We start from the raw sequence: 14,334 nt of genomic DNA, 5'->3' as shown, positions 1-14,334 counted from the left end.
AGGCGCGGCTAGATCGCGACCGGCGCCCGATCCACCAGCGTGCTCGCCTCCACCGCGCGCCCGCCGCGCAGGTAGAGGCGCGGCACGCGGGCGGAGATGCCGGCCAGGATCTCCCAGGAGATCGTGTCGGCGATGGTGGCGAGGTCGTCCGCGTCCACCCGCTCGTCGCCGTCGCGGCCGATGAGCGTCACGACGTCGCCGGGGGCCACGCCGGGCACCGCGGTGACGTCCACCATGCACATGTCCATGGCGACGCGGCCCACCACCGGCGCGCGGCGGCCGTGCACCAGCACCTGGGTCCGGTTGCCGAAGCTGCGCCGGTACCCGTCGGCGTAGCCGCACATGACCAGCGCCACGCGGGTGGGGCGGTTCGCGGCCCAGGTGCGGCCGTAGCCGACGGTGGCGCCGCGGTCCACGTCCGAGACGCGCGCCACCCGGGCGCGGAGCGACATCACCGGGCGCAGGTCGGCGTCGGTCCCGCACCAGGGCGCGGGCCGGTAGCCGTACAGCGAGAGCCCGCCCCGGACCGCCTCGAGCGCCATCTCGTGGTCGAGCAGGATGCTGGCCGAGGCGGAGCAGTGGCGCTCGGGCACCCAGGGCAGCCGGCGCGAGGTCTCGCGCAGCACCTCGAACTGGGCGCGCGTGAAGCGCTGGTCGCCCTCCTCCGCCGCGGCGAAGTGGGTGAACAGGCCCTCGACCCGGAGGCCGGGGAGCGCGCGCGCCCGCTCGGCCAGCGCCACCAGCGCGTCGGGCGGGAGGCCGTGGCGGTTCAGCCCGCTCTCCAGCTCGAGGTGGATGGGGACCTCCGCGCCGCGGCGGCGGGCCTCGGCCGAGAGCGCCTCCACCAGGTCCATGGCGCCGACGGCGGGCCGGAGGCGGAGCGCGACCACCCGCGCCGCGTCGCTGGCCGGGGTGTTCCCGATGACGAGCAGCGGCGCCTCCACCCCGGCGCGGCGCAGCTCCTCGGCCTCGTCCACGCACACCACCGCGAGGCCGTGGGCGCCGGCCTCCAGCGCTGCCCGCCCGCACGCCACCGCGCCGTGCCCGTAGGCGTTCGCCTTCACCACGGCATAGAGGCGGGCCGGCGAGGCACGCGCGGCGAGGAGGCGAACGTTGTGGGCGAGGGCGTCGAGGTCGATCTCGGCCCACACGGGCCGGCCACCCCAGGTTGAGGGGACGATGGACATGGCGGGCATCTTATAGCGCCTCCCGTTTGCGAGGGGCCCGTCGCGAGGCACACGATGGCGTCGCCGAGCCTGGGCACACGAGGACCGAGCAGCGCAGGCGTGCCCGCAGGCACGTCGAGCAGCGCAGGGACGAGTCTGCCCGGCGCAGGCAGCCAGCGTGCGCCGCAGCAGGGCCCCTCGCGAATGGGCGGCGCTCCGGCCCACGCCGGAATTCTGGACAGGAGAAGGCAGCGCGGTGCGTCAGGTGGCGCCGCGCCGGGACGCGCGCGCGGGCGCCCACGCGTGTTACCCTGCCGGCCCTTCGACCGGGCGTTCGGCCGCCCAAGCACGGGAGGAAGCGCATGAGCCGCAGCCGCTACCAGGATCTGTGTGAGTCGCTCGAGCAGGCGCGCGCCGGGTTCGCCGGCTACCGCTCCGAGTGCGTGCTGTTCGCCGCGACGCTCTCGCGCGGGCTCATCGAGTACTCGGGCTGGCCGCGGGAGCTGGTCGGCTACGAGCCGGTCTCCCCCGGCGCGAACGGCGAGCCCACGCAGAAGATCGAGGACGCCATCCACCTCGGCGAGGACGGCTTCTGGCACGTCGGGCTGCGGCTCGCGCTGGAGGAGCCGAAGGGGCGCGACTCGATCCTGCTCGAGATCCGCTTCAAGAAGCTCGAGACCCGCTACATCATCTCGCTGTTCGGGATGGAGGACTTCGAGATGGCGGAGCCGACGCCCGAGGCGCTCCAGCCGCTCCACGAGTCGATCCTGAACGCGGTGAAGCGCCACTACGACTACGGGCTGCGCCTGTTCCTCGAGAACGGCGGCCGCGGCCTGAAGATCCCGATCTCCACCCAGCGCCTGCTGGAGATGGCGCGGGGCGCGGGCGGCGCGGCGTAGCCCGTCCGCGCCGCACCCCTGAGCGTCTCCCGCGAAGCGCAGGAGGACGCGACGGCGGTGGCGTGACCCGTGGGCGGGTGCTAGCGTTCCGGGGTTCCGGTTCCACGCACAGTGCACCCGTCCCGCGGAGAGTCCCGCCATGCGCCTCATGCTCGCAGCCGCCCTCGCAGCCCTCGCCCTCGCCGGCACCGCCCGCGCGCAGGTCCCGTCCATGCCGTCCAGCGCCGAGGTCGACGCCGCCAGGGCGAAGGCCGACGCGCACGCCACCGAGCACGTCACCGCCGCCGCCGCGAAGGCGGACGGCGAGGTGAAGCAGGCCGAGGCCAAGGCCGGCGCGAAGAAGGACGCCGCCGCCGCGAAGGTGAGATCGCGCCGGACCGCCGCCGAGGCGAAGGCGCTCGAGGCGAAGTCCGCCGCCGAGGCCATGCAGCAGGAGCAGGCGGCGGGCGGCGAGGCGATGGCGCCGGTCGGCGAGCCGAAGGGCGTCGCCGAGGGCAAGGCGAAGGCCGAGGCCGCCGCCGCGAAGGGCCAGGCGAAGGCCGCCGCCGCGTCCGCGCACGGCAAGAAGAAGGGCCACCAGGCCGCCGCGAAGGCGAAGGCCGCCGGCGTGAAGGCGGGGCAGAAGGCCGACGAGGGGGCGTCCGACGCGGCCGTGAAGGCGAAGGCGGCCGCCGCCAAGGGCGGCGAGAAGGCCGCCGAGGCGGCCGAGAAGGCCGAGGAGACCCGGAAGGCCGTCGAGGGGAAGTAGCCCGTCCGGCGCCACCGCTCGCGGCCGTCCGACGGCCGCGGGCGGCGCGCGTCGCCGGTCAGGCGCGCAGCGCGCCGTCCCAGGCGCGCGCCAGGTACGCGTCGATCCCGCCGCCGCCCGGCGTGAGCACGGTCTCGAGGTAGGCGTCGCGCTCCGCGGCCACGATCGCGAGATCCCACACGCAGAGCGACTCGCCCTCGCGCGCCGGCCGCCAGCCGGCGTCGTCGCCCACGATCACGCGCAGCGGCAGCTCGCGCTCGCGGTCCCACCACGCGATCGTGACCCGGTCCAGCTCCGGGAGCTGGTGCTCGAGGACGAGCCCCACGCCCGGCCGGTCGTGCTGCACCGCCGGCTCGGGGAGCGCCGACAGCGCCAGGCCGCGGCCGCTCCGGAAGCGCTCCTCCGCGAACGGCTCCCCGGCCTCGACCGACGCGTAGCGCTTCAGGCGGAAGCCGAGGTGCTCGACGAGGCCGCGGTAGCGGGTGACCGGCGGCGTGGGCGGGCGGGCGACGCGGAAGGGCATGGCGGGACACCATAGCGGATGCGCGCCGCCGGGGGGAGGGGCGCCGCGTCAGCCGACGAAGCTCTCCTGGTAGCCGGGGTCCTCGATGCCGAGCGCGATCGCCGTGGGCTGCAGCGGCAGGTAGCAGTCGAGCATCACCGCCAGCTCGTTCGTGCTGCGCGTGCCGATCGACGCCTCGTAGGCGCCGGGGTGCGGGCCGTGCATGGTGCCGGCGGGGTGGTGCGAGATCGAGCCCGGGCCGACGCCGCGGCGGCTGGTGAACTCCCCCCGCACGTAGAACAGGATCTCGTCCACGTCCACCGAGGCGTGCGGGTAGGGGCAGGGCACGGCCTCCGGGTGGAAGTCGGTCACCCGCGGCACGAACGAGCAGACCAGCGCGCCGCGCGCCGCGAAGGTGCCGTGCCACGTCGGCGGCAGGTGCACCAGCCCGGCCCGCGGCTGGAAGTTCAGGATGGGGAAGGCGAACGGGTAGAGCGCGCCGTCCCACCCCACCACGTCGAGCGGCGACGCGTCGTAGCGGAACCCGTGGAACGCGCCGGCCCGCTTCACCACCAGGTCGCGGAGGCCCTCGTCCACCGGGCCCTTCAGCTCCACCCGCCGGAAGTCGCGGTGGGAGTAGGGGGCGTCCATGCGGAGCTGGCCGGTCTCGTTCCGCCACTGCGCCGGCAGGTGCATGCCGCCGGGGAGCTCGAGCGACAGCCAGCGCTGCGGCCCGGCATCGGGCACGAACCGGTGCAGCAGGCCCCTCGGCACGTAGACGTAGTCGTGCTGCCCGAAGCGCAGGTCGCCCATGGGCGAGCGCAGCAGGCCGCCCCCCTCGGCGACGAAGTAGAGGTCGTCGCCGTCGCCGTTCGCGAAGTAGACCGGGTCCTCGGAGGTGGGCGTCACCAGGCCGACCACCACGTCGGCGTTGAACAGGAGCGGGCGCCGCGCGTCGACCGGCGGCCCGCCGCGCGCCGCGAGGTCCTGGGTGCGGTAGTGGCGCTTCAGCAGCGCCCGCGCCGGCGCGGGCTGCGGCAGGGGGAAGCCGTTCCGGGCCTGGGCGGCGTGGACCGCGTGCGGCCGGTTGCGGTGGTAGAGCAGCGCGTACGGTCCGTCGAAGCCGGCGCGGGTGTACGCCTCCTCGTGGAGGAGCCGCCCCTCCGCGTCGCGGAACGCGAGGTGGTGCTTGCGCGGCACCTCTCCCTGGACGATCCGGTCGAGCATCCGCTCAGGCCCGCCCTTCCTTCACCTGCTCGCGCTCGATGGACTCGAACAGCGCGCGGAAGTTGCCCGCGCCGAAGCCCTGGTCGCCCTTGCGCTGGATGATCTCGAAGAAGAACGGCCCGGCGTCGGGCTCGTGGTACAGGCCGGCCGCGTCGCGCAGGAAGATCTGCAGCAGGTAGGAGTGGTCGCCGGCGCCGTCCACCAGGATCTCGAGCTCCTGCAGCACGCGCGGGTCCTCGTCGATCCGGCCGATGCCGGTGCTGCGGATCCGCTCCGGCAGCGCCTCGTAGTACGTCGCCGGCGTGGGCATGAACTCCACCCCGCGGGCGCGCATGCCGCGCACCGAGGAGAGGATGTCCTGCACCGTCAGCGCGGCGTGCTGCACGCCGTCGCCGCGGTGGTCCTCGTTGAAGACGTTGATCTGCGAGGACTTGAACGCGGGGCGCCACGGCTCGTTGTTCGCGAACTTCACGCCGGAGCGCGGCTCGCGCATCACCACCGAGCGCAGGCCCGAGCCCTTCTGCGCCTCGAGCGCGGCCCGGCGCGCGCCGGCCGCGTCCTTGGTGTGGAACTCCACCTCCCAGAACTCCTCCATCCCCATGACGTGCTCCATCCACAGGAGCGCCGGCTTCATGGTCTGGAAGTTGTTGGTGAGGTGGTCCACGTGGCCGAAGCCGAACGCGTTGCGCCCGCCCTCCGGCGCGGCGAGCGGCTCGATGCCCGGGTAGACGGCGCGGTAGCCGCGGCGCTCCACGAAGCGGAAGGTGGTGTCGCCGAGCGGGGTGGTGATGTTGAACGTGCGCAGCGTCCCTCCGTCGTCGCGGTGCTCCTGCACGTCGGTGATGGGCGTCGCCCCGCGCTCCTCCAGCAGCCGGAAGCAGCGGTCCGCGTCCTCCACCTGGAACACCACCGTGCCCACGCCGTCGGGGTGCTTGCGCAGCCAGCGCCAGGCGCGGCCGCCCTCGCCCACCGGCTCCGAGCACACCACCCGGACGTCGCCCGCCTCGAACACCGCCGAGCGCTGCCGGCCCTCCCGCTCCAGCGCGGGCGCGCTGCGGGCCACCTCCGCGAAGTCCATCTTCTGCGTGTAGAAGCGGCGGCTGCGCTCGAGGTCGTGCACGTAGTAATGCAGCCCCTCGATGCGGACGATGCCGAGCGGCTCGAGCTGCGTCTTCTGCGAGTGCGAGGTCATGGGGTCCTCCGGTCGGGCGGCGGCGCGTCGGGCTGGCGGTCGGGGTGGGCGGCCTGGAACGGCGCGAGCGCCGCGCAGGCCTCGTCCACGCGGCGCAGCGTGGGGTAGGGCTCGAGGTCGAGCCCGAAGCGGCGCGCGTTGTAGAGCTGGGGCACGAGGTAGCAGTCGGCGAGGGTGGGCGCGTCGCCGTGCGAGAAGCGGCCGGCGCCGTCGCGGACCGCGGTCTCCAGGGCCGCGAGCCCGCGCGCGATGAAGAACCGGGCCCACTCGCGGTCCCACCCCGGCACCTTCTCGCGCAGCATCCGCAGCACGAGCGCGTTCTGCATCGGCTGCGTCCCGGAGTTCACGTGCTCGGCGAGCGCCCGCACCCGGGCGCGGCCCCACAGGTCGGGTGGCAGCAGGGCCGGCTCGGGGTGGCGCTCCTCCAGCCACTCCAGGATGGCCATGGACTGCACCAGCAGGTGCGTCCGCCCGTCCTCCTCCACCTCCAGCACCGGTACCTGCGACATGGGGTTCCGGGCCTGGTGCGCCGCCTGGAACTGCTCCTGCGCGAGCAGGTCCACGGCGCGATACTCGTACGCGAGCCCCTTCAGCGCGAGGCCGAGGCGCACGCGCCAGGCGGAGGAGGAGCGCCAGTAGGAGTAGAGGCGGAGGGTCATGGCGCGCGCACCCGCTGCGAGATGGTGCCGAACACGTTCCGGCCCTCGCCGTCGCGGACCTCGATCTCGACGGTGTCGCCGGCGGCGAGGAAGCGCGTGCGCGGCGCGCCGCCGTCGATCATCTCGAGGGCGCGCTGCTCGGCGATGCAGGACCAGCCGCGGGCGCGATCGGCGTTCGAGACCGTGCCGCTCCCGAGGATCGTGCCCGCGGTGAACCCGCGGGTCCGGGCCACGTGCTCGAGGAGCTGGAAGAAGGAGAAGTGCATCTCCGGGCCGGCGTCCACCGTGCCCACCACCTGGCCGTTCCACCGCACCGTCATGCGCAGGTGCAGCCGGCCGTCGCGCCAGGCCGGGCCGACCTCGTCCGGCGTGACCGCGAACGGCGAGAACGCGGTGGCGGGCTTCGACTGGAAGAAGCCGAAGCCCTTCGCGAGCTCGCCCGGCACCAGGTTGCGCAGCGTGACGTCGTTCGCGAGGCAGAGCAGCCGGACGTGGCGGCCCGCGTCGGCGGCGCGGGTGCCGCGGGGCACGTCGCCGAGGATGCAGCAGACCTCGCCCTCGAGGTCGAGGCCCCAGCCCGGATCCGGGAGCGGGAGGTCGTCGGTGGGCCCGAGGAGGACGCCCGAGCCGCCCTGGTACACGAGCGGGTCGGACTCGAGCGTGGGGGGCGGCTCGGCGCCGCGCGCCTTGCGCACCAGGCGCACGTGGTTGAGGTACGCGGAGCCGTCCACCCACTCGTAGGCGCGCGGCAGCGGCGAGTGCAGCGCGTGCGGATCGAGCGGGACGCCGGCGGCGCGCCCCGCGTCCAGCGACTCGGCGAGGGCCCGGAGCTTCGGCTCCGCCTCCTCCCACCGGTCGAGCGCGTCCTGCAGCGTCCTCGCGGCGGGGCCGGCGTCGAGGAGGGCCTCGCCATCCCGGCGGACCACCATGAGCCGCCCGTCGCGGCTGCCGTCACGTCGCGTCGCGAGGCGCATGATCTAGACGGGGCTGCGCCCCGCCCCACGGAGCGGAGCTCCGCGGGGCCCCACCCTGCTCGCCGGGTCCCTTGCGCCACCGCGGGCGGCTTCGCCACCTACGCGGCGGCGCCCCGGCAAGCTCGCTTCGCTCGCTGGCCATTCCTGAGTCATATCGGCGTTGTCGTAATCGGACGTTTGGCGGGTTGCGACCCGAGGATCGGGGCGCGGGCGGGCCCTGTCGGGGCGAACCCCGGGGCGTGGCGCATTGCGCCGTCGGCGCCGCGGCGGCTATGAACGGCCGGTGTCTGGCCTGACCCTGTCCGTCCACGGCTCCATCTCCGAGCTCCGCCCCGAGGACTGGGACGCGCTCCTCGAGCACGAGCCCGAGCGCGCCAGCCCGTTCGCCCGCCACGCGTTCCTGGCCGCGTGCGAGGAGAGCGGCTGCGCCACCCCGCGGACCGGCTGGGCGCCGCGGCACCTGGTGGCCCGGCGCGGCGGCCGGGTGGTGGCGGCCGCGTTCGCCTACGTGCGCGAGAGCTCCGACGGCGACTTCGGGCGCGACTGGGAGTGGGCGGCGGCGGCCGCTCGGGCCCGTCTCCCCTGGTACCCGAAGCTCGTGCTGGGCGTGCCGTTCACGCCCGCCACCGGGCGCCGCTTCCTGGTGGCCGCCGGCGAGAACCGGGCGGCCCTGGTGCGGGCGCTGCTGGAGCGGGCGCGGCGGCTCTGCGCCGAGGAGGGGCTCCACGGGCTGCACGTGCTGTTCCCCGGCGCCGACGAGGCGCGCGAGCTGGAGGAGGCCGGCCTCGCGCTCCGGGTGGACTTCCAGTACCACTGGCGCAACGCCGGGTACGCCGACCCGGAGGCATTCCTGGCGGCGTTCCCCTCCAAGCGCAGGAACGCCATCCGCCGCGAGAAGGCCGCGCCGGAGCGCCAGGGGATCGCCATCCGCACCGTGCGCGGCGACGAGCTGTCGCGGGATCCGGAGGGCTGGGCGCGCGACTGCTTCGCGCTGCACCGCGCCTCGACCGACCAGATGGCCTGGGGCATGCGCTTCGTGAACCGCGCGTTCTACGCGCGGGTGTTCGCCGGGCTGCCCGACGCGGTCGAGGTGGTGGAGGCGCGGAGGGAGGGGCGGCTGGTGGGGATGGCGTTCAACCTCGCCAGCGCCGAGGCGCTGTACGGCCGCTACTGGGGCTGCGTCGAGCAGCACCCGTTCCTGCACTTCAACGTGGCGCTGTACCACTCGATCGACGAGTGCATCCGCCGCGGCGTGCGCCGCTTCGAGGGCGGCGCGGGCGGGGAGCACAAGCTGGCCCGCGGCTTCGAGCCGGCCGAGACCTGGAGCGCGCACCTGCTGCTCGATCGCCGGCTGGACGCGCCCATCCGGCGCCACCTCGAGCTGGAGCGGCCGCAGCGGCTGGAGGCGGTGGCGCGCTGGCGGGAGGAGCACCCGCGGCTCGGCGGGTGAGCCCTTCGAGTCCGGCGAGCCTTCGGCTCGCTCGCTCATCCCGACCCTTCGACTCCGGCGAGCCTTCGGCTCGCCTACGCTCAGGGTGAGCGCTGATGGCCGCGCGGAGTCGAGGGGCGCTCAGGGTGAGCGGGGATCACGGGCCCACGCCAGCGCGATCTCGCGCCGCCAGGCGGCGCCGCCGTGCCCCCTGGCGAGGACGCGGGCGTCCGCCAGCAGCGCCTCGAGCGCGGCCGGGCCGAGCGCCGGGCCCACGTAGGAGAGCGAGCGCAGCACCGCGTCGAGCGCGTCGGGCTCGAGCCGCACCTCGTCCTCGAACGGCTCGACCGCGGGGGCGGGGAGCCCGGCCACCGAGAAGAACAGCCCCACCGGCGGCGGGCGCGGGCGGGCCTTGAAGTTCGCCCGCGCGATGCGCTCGCCGAGCGCGCGGAGGAACGGCGTGTCCGCGAGGCGCGGCGTGACCACCGCCAGCACGCCGCCCGGCGCGAGCAGGCGCGCGGCCTCGCGCGCGCCGCGGTCCGGGTCGATCCAGTGGAGCGCGTCGGCGATGACCACGAGCGCGAACGCGCCCGCCGCGAGGCCGGTCTGCTCGGCGGCCGCGTGCACCGGCTCGACGGCCGGGCCGGCCGACGCGGGCGCGTCGGCGAGCGCGTCCAGCATCGCGCGCGCGGGCTCCACCGCCGCCACGCGCAGGCCCCGGGCGGCGAGCGCGCGGGCGAGGTGCCCGGTGCCGGCGCCCAGGTCCGCCACCCGCGCGCCGGGCCCGCCGGCGAGCGCCGCCAGCCGGTCGGCGAGCGGCGCCGGGTAGCCGGGCCGGACGGCGTAGTCCTCCGCCAGGCGGTTGAACACCCAGCGGCGCGGATCGTCGGGGGAGGCGCCTCGCCGGGACACGCCGGCCACCGTACCACGGGGAAAGGCGGCGGGGCCGCGCGGCCGGGCCGGGGGGAGGCCCGGACCGCGCGGCCCGCCGCCGGGCGCTACAGCCGCCACTCCACGCCGGCGATGGCGCGGACGTTCTCGTAGTCGAAGCGGATGTCGTACCCGGCGTCGGTGGCCGGGTCGGGCACGTAGTCCGGGTAGTTCGTGTCGCGCTTCACCCACTCCGCCTCGGCGACCGCGGACACGGCCGGCGTGAGCGCGTAGCGCGCGCCGGCGCGGAGCGCCACCCGGCGGTCGTACCGGCGGGAGCCGGAGTCGAGGCGGGCGGGGCTGGTGCCGTTCGCGCCGTACTCGAGCAGCCACGCCTCCACCCGGCCCTCCAGCGTGAGCCGGCCGGTCGCCGTCCAGTCCAGGTCCAGGCGGGGGTGCTGGCCGGAGTACGAGTAGTAGCCCTGGAACGGATCGTCCTGCACCACGTAGCCCCAGCGCAGCGAGGCGTCCAGCTGGCCACCGAGCCGCTTCAGCTCCACCTCCACCGACGGCTCCAGCTTGCTCAGCTTCTGGTCGGGGTTGGTGTAGCCGCTCGTCCCGCCGGTGCCGGCGTTGCGGGCCAGCAGGTCGAGGTCGTGACGGTGGGTGTAGTCGAGCCGGAACGCGGCCGCCCAGGACTCGCCGCCCAGGTATCGCCAGGAGAGGTCCACCTGGTGCTGGACGTTGTCGCGCGGCGTGAGGTGCATCGGGTTCACGTCCGGCTGGAAGGCCGCCTCGCCCTGGTACGCGTAGGAGACGTAGCGGTAGTGGAGCCGCAGGTGGCTGCGCGGCAGCGGGCGCGCCCAGAGCTGGCCGCCGACGTGCCACGCGAGGTAGCCGAACCGGTCGGTGGAGGCCAGCGCGCCGCCCGGCGCGCGCTGGTACAGGTCGGGCCAGCCGGGCCGGTATGCCCCCGACACGCCGGCCTCGGGCCCGGCGCGGAAGCTGCGCGTGATGCGGCGCTCCGCGGTCACGTCCAGCGCGCCGGTGGTCTCGGACAGGTCCGCGCCGAACGTCTGGCGGTGCGCGAGCCGGAGGGGGACGCCGACCGTCCAGTCGCCGCCGCGCCACTCGGGCGCGAGCGCGCCCTCCAGGATGCCGAGGCCGCCGGAGTCGCGCCGCACGCCCATGCCGTCGAACGCGCCGGCGTATGCGCCGAGGCGGGCGTCGAGGGTCCAGCCGGACGCGCCGCGGCGGGCGGCGCGGCGGGTGCGGGGGGCGTCGGTCCCGTCCGGCGCGTCGGGCGCCGGGGCGGCGCCCTGGGCGGCGAGGAGGAGGCCGGCGGCGAGCGAGAGGAGCAGGTTCATGGCTTCACCTCAGGGGCAGGCGCAGCCGGCGGCGGACAGCGCCGACGCGGCGAGCGCGGGGTAGGTGCTGGCGGCGAAGGCCGGGTCGCTCGCGACCAGCGTGGAGAGCGCGCCGGACGCGGCGCAGGCGCTCGCCGGCGACGCGTCGCCCGGGCGCAGGGCGGAGCAGTACGGGCCGGGCGCGGGCCAGGCCAGGTACGCCTTCAGCACGTGGTAGAGCGCGTTGTCGCGCCAGCTGCTCGCGCCGGCGATCACCGCGTGGAAGTCCGCCGAGGCCGCGCCCAGCTCGGGCGCCGGGTCGGCGGCGTAGACCGCGAGCGACTGGTGCGCGCGCCCGCGCCAGTACTGCGCGGCGTCGCGGTAGAAGCTGCCCGGGATCCCGAGGACCTGGCCGAACGCCGCGACGGCGGCGTCGAGCGAGGCGGTCCGGAGCGCCTGCCAGCCGGCGGCGGTCGAGTCGGACGGCTCCTCGAGGTGGCTGCGGCCCAGGTAGTAGCGGGCGTTGTCGAAGTAGCTGGACGCGGCGGGGACCGCGGCGAGCTCCGCCTCGGCGCGGTCGAAGCTCGCCACCGCGGCGGCCTGCTCCGGCGTGCCGTCCGCCGGGGCGACCGCGCCGGTCTCGAGCGGGTGGACGGCGAGGTAGCCGAGCTCGTAGTCGGCGCGGCCCAGGTAGTAGGCGGCGTTGTCCGCCCAGGTGCCGGCGGCGCTGGCCTGCCGGGAGCGCCGGAACTCGTCCCGCGCGGCCGCGTAGCCGGCCTGAACCGCGGCGGTGGAGGCGCCCGCCGACGCCTGCGCGATGGCCGCGAGCTGGAAGCGGGTGCGCCCCTCGAAGTAGGCGACCGCGTCCAGCAGCGGCGACGCGGGGAACGCCGCCTCGGCGGCGTCGAGCCGGTCGCGCGCGTCGGCGAAGTCGGCGGGGTCCGCGGAGAGCGTGCCCACCTCGTAGCTGCAGCGACCGTCGAGGTAGGCCGCGTTGTCGAGCCGGATGGACTGCGGGAACTCCACCGGGAGGCGCCGCAGGTCCGCCTGCGCCAGGCGGTACTCGGCGATGGCGTCCGACGCCTTCGCGGCGGCGACCGCCGGATCGGTGGCGGCGCGGGCGGCGGCGGCGAGCGCGTTGGCTGCGTCGTAGTGGCCGAGCGCCGAGATGAGCAGCGCGTCGCCGGGGCGGGACGCGTCGAGCGGCACGCCGCCAGGGCCGCTGGCGCCACCCCCTCCGCCTCCGCCGCAGGCGGCGGTGGCGAGCAGGGCGGCGACGGCGAGGCGGGCGGCGAGTGCGGCGGGGCGTGGCATGCGGGGCTCCGGGGACCGGTGGGGGAGGGCAGGCTCAGCGGGCGGCCCGTGGGGCGAGGGTGGTGCAGCGCGCGAGGAGCGGGGCCACGGCGGCATCCTTCGGCGCCTCGGCGAGCAGCGCCCGCGCGCGGGCCTCGCAGCCGGCGCGGTCGCCCTCGCGGGCGGCGATCTCGGCGAGCGCGGCGCGCGCCGGGACGTCGCCGGGGACGAGATCGAGCAGCTCCTCGAAGCGGGCCCGGGCCTCGGCGACGCGCCCGGAGGCGAGCTCCAGCTCGGCCGTCCTGCGCCGCGACGGCACGTGGTCCGGGTCGATCGAGGCCGCCTGGCGGAACGCGTCGCCCGCCTGGCGCGGGTCGCCGGCGTCGAGCAGCGCCAGGCCGAGGTCGTACCAGGCGGTGGCCGACCGCGGCGAGCGGGCCAGCACGCGGCGGTAGGCGGCGATGGCCTCGGTGGTGCGCCCGGCGCGCGCGGCGGTGACGCCCAGCGACAGCTCGGCGGCGTCGTAGCCGGGGCGCGCCTCCAGCGCGCGGCGGAGCGAGGCGACGGCCTCGTCGAGGCGGCGCGCGTCGGACTGGAGCTGGCCGAGCGCGAGCCAGCCCGGCGCGTGCCGCGGATCGAGCTCCACCGCCCGCCGGTAGGCGGCCTCCGCCGCCGAGGCGTCGCCGGCGGCCTCCTCCAGCTTGCCCAGGTTGACGAGCGCGGCGCCGTAGCCGGGCCGCAGCTCCAGCGCCCGCTGGTACGCGGCGCGGGCCGCGGCGAGGTCGCCCTCGCCCTTCTCCAGCACGCCCAGGTTCAGCCAGGCCTCCGGGTACTCGCCCTTCGCGACCTCGATGGCCCGCCGGTAGGCGCGGCGCGCGTCGGCCGGGCGGCCGTCGCGGTCCGCCACCAGGGCGGCGAGGAAGTGGTGCTCCGCCACCTCCGGCCCGTCGGCCACCAGCCGGTCGGCCTCGTGCCGGGCCCGCGCGAAGTCGCGGGCCGCGAGCGCGAGGCGCAGCACGCGGCGCCGCGCGTAGCGGTTCGAGGGGTCGAGGCGGAGCGCGCGCTCGTAGGCCTCGGCCGCGCCGGCGTCGTCGCCGGTGCGCTCGCGGGCGCGCCCGAGCGCGGCGTGCACCGCCGGCACGTCGGGCGCGAGATCGGCGGCGCGCGCCAGCACCGACAGCGCGCGCTCGGCGTCGCCGGCGTCGCCGCCGAGCCAGGCGCGGGCCACGCCCAGGCGGATCTCGACCCGCGCCGGCGCGTACAGCACCGCCTGCTCGAAGGCGCGGCCCGCCTCGGCGCGGCGGCCGGCCGCGAGGTGCGCGGCGCCGAGCGCCACCAGCGCCCGCGCGCGCTCCTCGTTCGAGCCCGCCGCGGCGGCGGGCTCGAGCAGCGCCACCGCCTCGGCGATCGCGCCGCGCCGGCGCAGCAGCGTGCCGAGCGCGATGCGGACCGCGCCCGACGAGGGCCGCTGGGCCAGCGCGCGGCGGAGGTCCCGCTCGGCGCCGTCGCGATCGCCCAGGCGGGCCCGGGCCAGCCCGAGGCGGAGCGCCGTGGCCGGCTCCGGGTGGAGCTGGTCGGCGCGGGCGAGGTGCGGCAGCGCGCGCTCGGGCTGGCCGGCGGCGAGCAGCCACGCGCCCAGCTCCGCCTCGAGCGCGGGCGCGTCGGGGCGATCGCGCAGCGCCTGCTCGTAGAGCGGGATCGCGTCCGCGTAGAGCGCGCGGCGCGCCGCGGTGCGGGCGCGGGCGTGCGCCTCGGAGACGGGCGGCGCCTCCGGTCCGTCGGGCGCGTCGCCGGAGGGCTCCTCGTCGTCGCCGGCGGGGACCGCCTCGTCGGCCACCGCGATGCGGAGCGGCTCGTTGCCGCGCCGGCCGGCCCAGGCCTCCAGCGCGAGCGCGCCCGCCACCAGGGCGGCGAGCCCGAGCAGCATCGGCCAGAGCCGGTCCAGCGCCAGGCGATCACCGGGGCTCATGGCGCCTCCCGTTCGCGTGGGGCCCGTCGCGAGGCCCACGATGGCGTCGCCGAGCCGGGC

Annotated in this window: 13 protein-coding genes; 3 read left to right on the top strand and 10 right to left on the bottom strand. The window is 76.8% G+C overall.

Going from position 1 to position 14,334, the window contains the following annotated elements; genetic code table 11:
- Positions 1-8: 8 nt before the first annotated feature.
- On the bottom strand, positions 9-1,187 hold the full coding sequence (alr, locus tag A2CP1_RS18025) for an alanine racemase (RefSeq protein WP_041450550.1): 1,179 nt from the start codon (positions 1,185-1,187) through the stop codon (positions 9-11).
- A 341-nt stretch (positions 1,188-1,528) separates the two neighbouring features.
- On the opposite strand from alr, the gene A2CP1_RS18020 reads away from it, so the two are divergent.
- Complete coding sequence (locus A2CP1_RS18020) at positions 1,529-2,065, top strand: hypothetical protein (RefSeq protein ID WP_011422475.1); 537 nt, start codon at positions 1,529-1,531, stop codon at positions 2,063-2,065.
- A 139-nt stretch (positions 2,066-2,204) separates the two neighbouring features.
- On the top strand, positions 2,205-2,813 hold the full coding sequence (locus tag A2CP1_RS18015; RefSeq protein ID WP_015934688.1) for a hypothetical protein: 609 nt from the start codon (positions 2,205-2,207) through the stop codon (positions 2,811-2,813).
- Between the two features lie 58 nt (positions 2,814-2,871).
- On the opposite strand, the gene A2CP1_RS18010 is transcribed toward A2CP1_RS18015, so the two are convergent.
- Genes A2CP1_RS18010 through A2CP1_RS17990 form a run of 5 tightly spaced genes read right to left on the bottom strand, consistent with a single transcriptional unit; the run spans position 2,872 to position 7,367 of the window.
- Entirely contained in the window at positions 2,872-3,336 is a 465-nt protein-coding gene (locus A2CP1_RS18010) for a hypothetical protein (RefSeq protein WP_015934687.1), read from the bottom strand.
- Positions 3,337-3,384: 48 nt separating this feature from the next.
- Complete coding sequence (locus A2CP1_RS18005) at positions 3,385-4,542, bottom strand: homogentisate 1,2-dioxygenase (protein ID WP_015934686.1); 1,158 nt, start codon at positions 4,540-4,542, stop codon at positions 3,385-3,387.
- Between the two features lie 4 nt (positions 4,543-4,546).
- A complete protein-coding gene (locus A2CP1_RS18000) occupies positions 4,547-5,734 on the bottom strand; it encodes a 4-hydroxyphenylpyruvate dioxygenase family protein (protein WP_015934685.1) in 1,188 nt (395 codons plus the stop codon).
- Positions 5,731-6,393 carry a maleylacetoacetate isomerase gene (gene maiA / locus A2CP1_RS17995; protein ID WP_015934684.1) on the bottom strand — a complete coding sequence of 221 codons (663 nt, stop codon included), beginning with the start codon at positions 6,391-6,393 and terminating at the stop codon, positions 5,731-5,733. Before maiA ends, A2CP1_RS18000 begins: the two co-directional genes overlap by 4 nt.
- Positions 6,390-7,367, bottom strand: a complete 978-nt coding sequence (locus A2CP1_RS17990) for a fumarylacetoacetate hydrolase family protein (protein ID WP_015934683.1) — start codon at positions 7,365-7,367, stop codon at positions 6,390-6,392. Before A2CP1_RS17990 ends, maiA begins: the two co-directional genes overlap by 4 nt.
- A 283-nt stretch (positions 7,368-7,650) precedes the next feature.
- Here A2CP1_RS17990 and A2CP1_RS17985 point away from each other — a divergent pair, with 283 nt between their 5' ends.
- The gene (locus A2CP1_RS17985) at positions 7,651-8,817 is read left to right on the top strand and encodes a GNAT family N-acetyltransferase (RefSeq protein WP_015934682.1); all 1,167 of its coding nucleotides are present in this window, start codon (positions 7,651-7,653) and stop codon (positions 8,815-8,817) included.
- 120 nt (positions 8,818-8,937) lie between these two features.
- Here the strand turns inward: A2CP1_RS17985 and A2CP1_RS17980 are convergent, their stop codons facing one another.
- The 4 genes from A2CP1_RS17980 to A2CP1_RS17965 all read right to left on the bottom strand — a co-directional run bounded on the left by A2CP1_RS17980 (position 8,938) and on the right by A2CP1_RS17965 (position 14,274).
- Positions 8,938-9,708, bottom strand: a complete 771-nt coding sequence (locus A2CP1_RS17980; protein WP_041450711.1) for a class I SAM-dependent methyltransferase — start codon at positions 9,706-9,708, stop codon at positions 8,938-8,940.
- A gap of 86 nt (positions 9,709-9,794) precedes the next feature.
- A complete protein-coding gene (locus A2CP1_RS17975; RefSeq protein WP_015934680.1) occupies positions 9,795-11,033 on the bottom strand; it encodes a hypothetical protein in 1,239 nt (412 codons plus the stop codon).
- A 9-nt stretch (positions 11,034-11,042) separates the two neighbouring features.
- A complete protein-coding gene (locus A2CP1_RS17970) occupies positions 11,043-12,326 on the bottom strand; it encodes a hypothetical protein (RefSeq protein WP_015934679.1) in 1,284 nt (427 codons plus the stop codon).
- Positions 12,327-12,360: 34 nt separating this feature from the next.
- A complete protein-coding gene (locus A2CP1_RS17965) occupies positions 12,361-14,274 on the bottom strand; it encodes a tetratricopeptide repeat protein (protein WP_015934678.1) in 1,914 nt (637 codons plus the stop codon).
- Positions 14,275-14,334 lie beyond the last annotated feature (60 nt).

Origin of the sequence: Anaeromyxobacter dehalogenans 2CP-1, assembly GCF_000022145.1 — a bacterium.
GTDB lineage: Bacteria > Myxococcota > Myxococcia > Myxococcales > Anaeromyxobacteraceae > Anaeromyxobacter > Anaeromyxobacter dehalogenans.
The sequence above is the reverse complement of the archived record's forward strand: the minus strand, read 5'-3'. Positions and strand labels throughout refer to the sequence as shown.

Bases quoted from the DNA above. Each gene is read 5' to 3' on its own strand.
- alr (WP_041450550.1), bottom strand. From the start codon at position 1,187: ATGTCCATCGTCCCCTCAACCTGGGGTGGCCGGCCCGTGTGGGCCGAG.
- A2CP1_RS18020 (WP_011422475.1), top strand. From the start codon at position 1,529: ATGAGCCGCAGCCGCTACCAGGATCTGTGTGAGTCGCTCGAGCAGGCG.
- A2CP1_RS18015 (WP_015934688.1), top strand. From the start codon at position 2,205: ATGCGCCTCATGCTCGCAGCCGCCCTCGCAGCCCTCGCCCTCGCCGGC.
- A2CP1_RS18010 (WP_015934687.1), bottom strand. From the start codon at position 3,336: ATGCCCTTCCGCGTCGCCCGCCCGCCCACGCCGCCGGTCACCCGCTAC.
- A2CP1_RS18005 (WP_015934686.1), bottom strand. From the start codon at position 4,542: ATGCTCGACCGGATCGTCCAGGGAGAGGTGCCGCGCAAGCACCACCTC.
- A2CP1_RS18000 (WP_015934685.1), bottom strand. From the start codon at position 5,734: ATGACCTCGCACTCGCAGAAGACGCAGCTCGAGCCGCTCGGCATCGTC.
- maiA (WP_015934684.1), bottom strand. From the start codon at position 6,393: ATGACCCTCCGCCTCTACTCCTACTGGCGCTCCTCCTCCGCCTGGCGC.
- A2CP1_RS17990 (WP_015934683.1), bottom strand. From the start codon at position 7,367: ATGCGCCTCGCGACGCGACGTGACGGCAGCCGCGACGGGCGGCTCATG.
- A2CP1_RS17975 (WP_015934680.1), bottom strand. From the start codon at position 11,033: ATGAACCTGCTCCTCTCGCTCGCCGCCGGCCTCCTCCTCGCCGCCCAG.
- A2CP1_RS17970 (WP_015934679.1), bottom strand. From the start codon at position 12,326: ATGCCACGCCCCGCCGCACTCGCCGCCCGCCTCGCCGTCGCCGCCCTG.
- A2CP1_RS17965 (WP_015934678.1), bottom strand. From the start codon at position 14,274: ATGAGCCCCGGTGATCGCCTGGCGCTGGACCGGCTCTGGCCGATGCTG.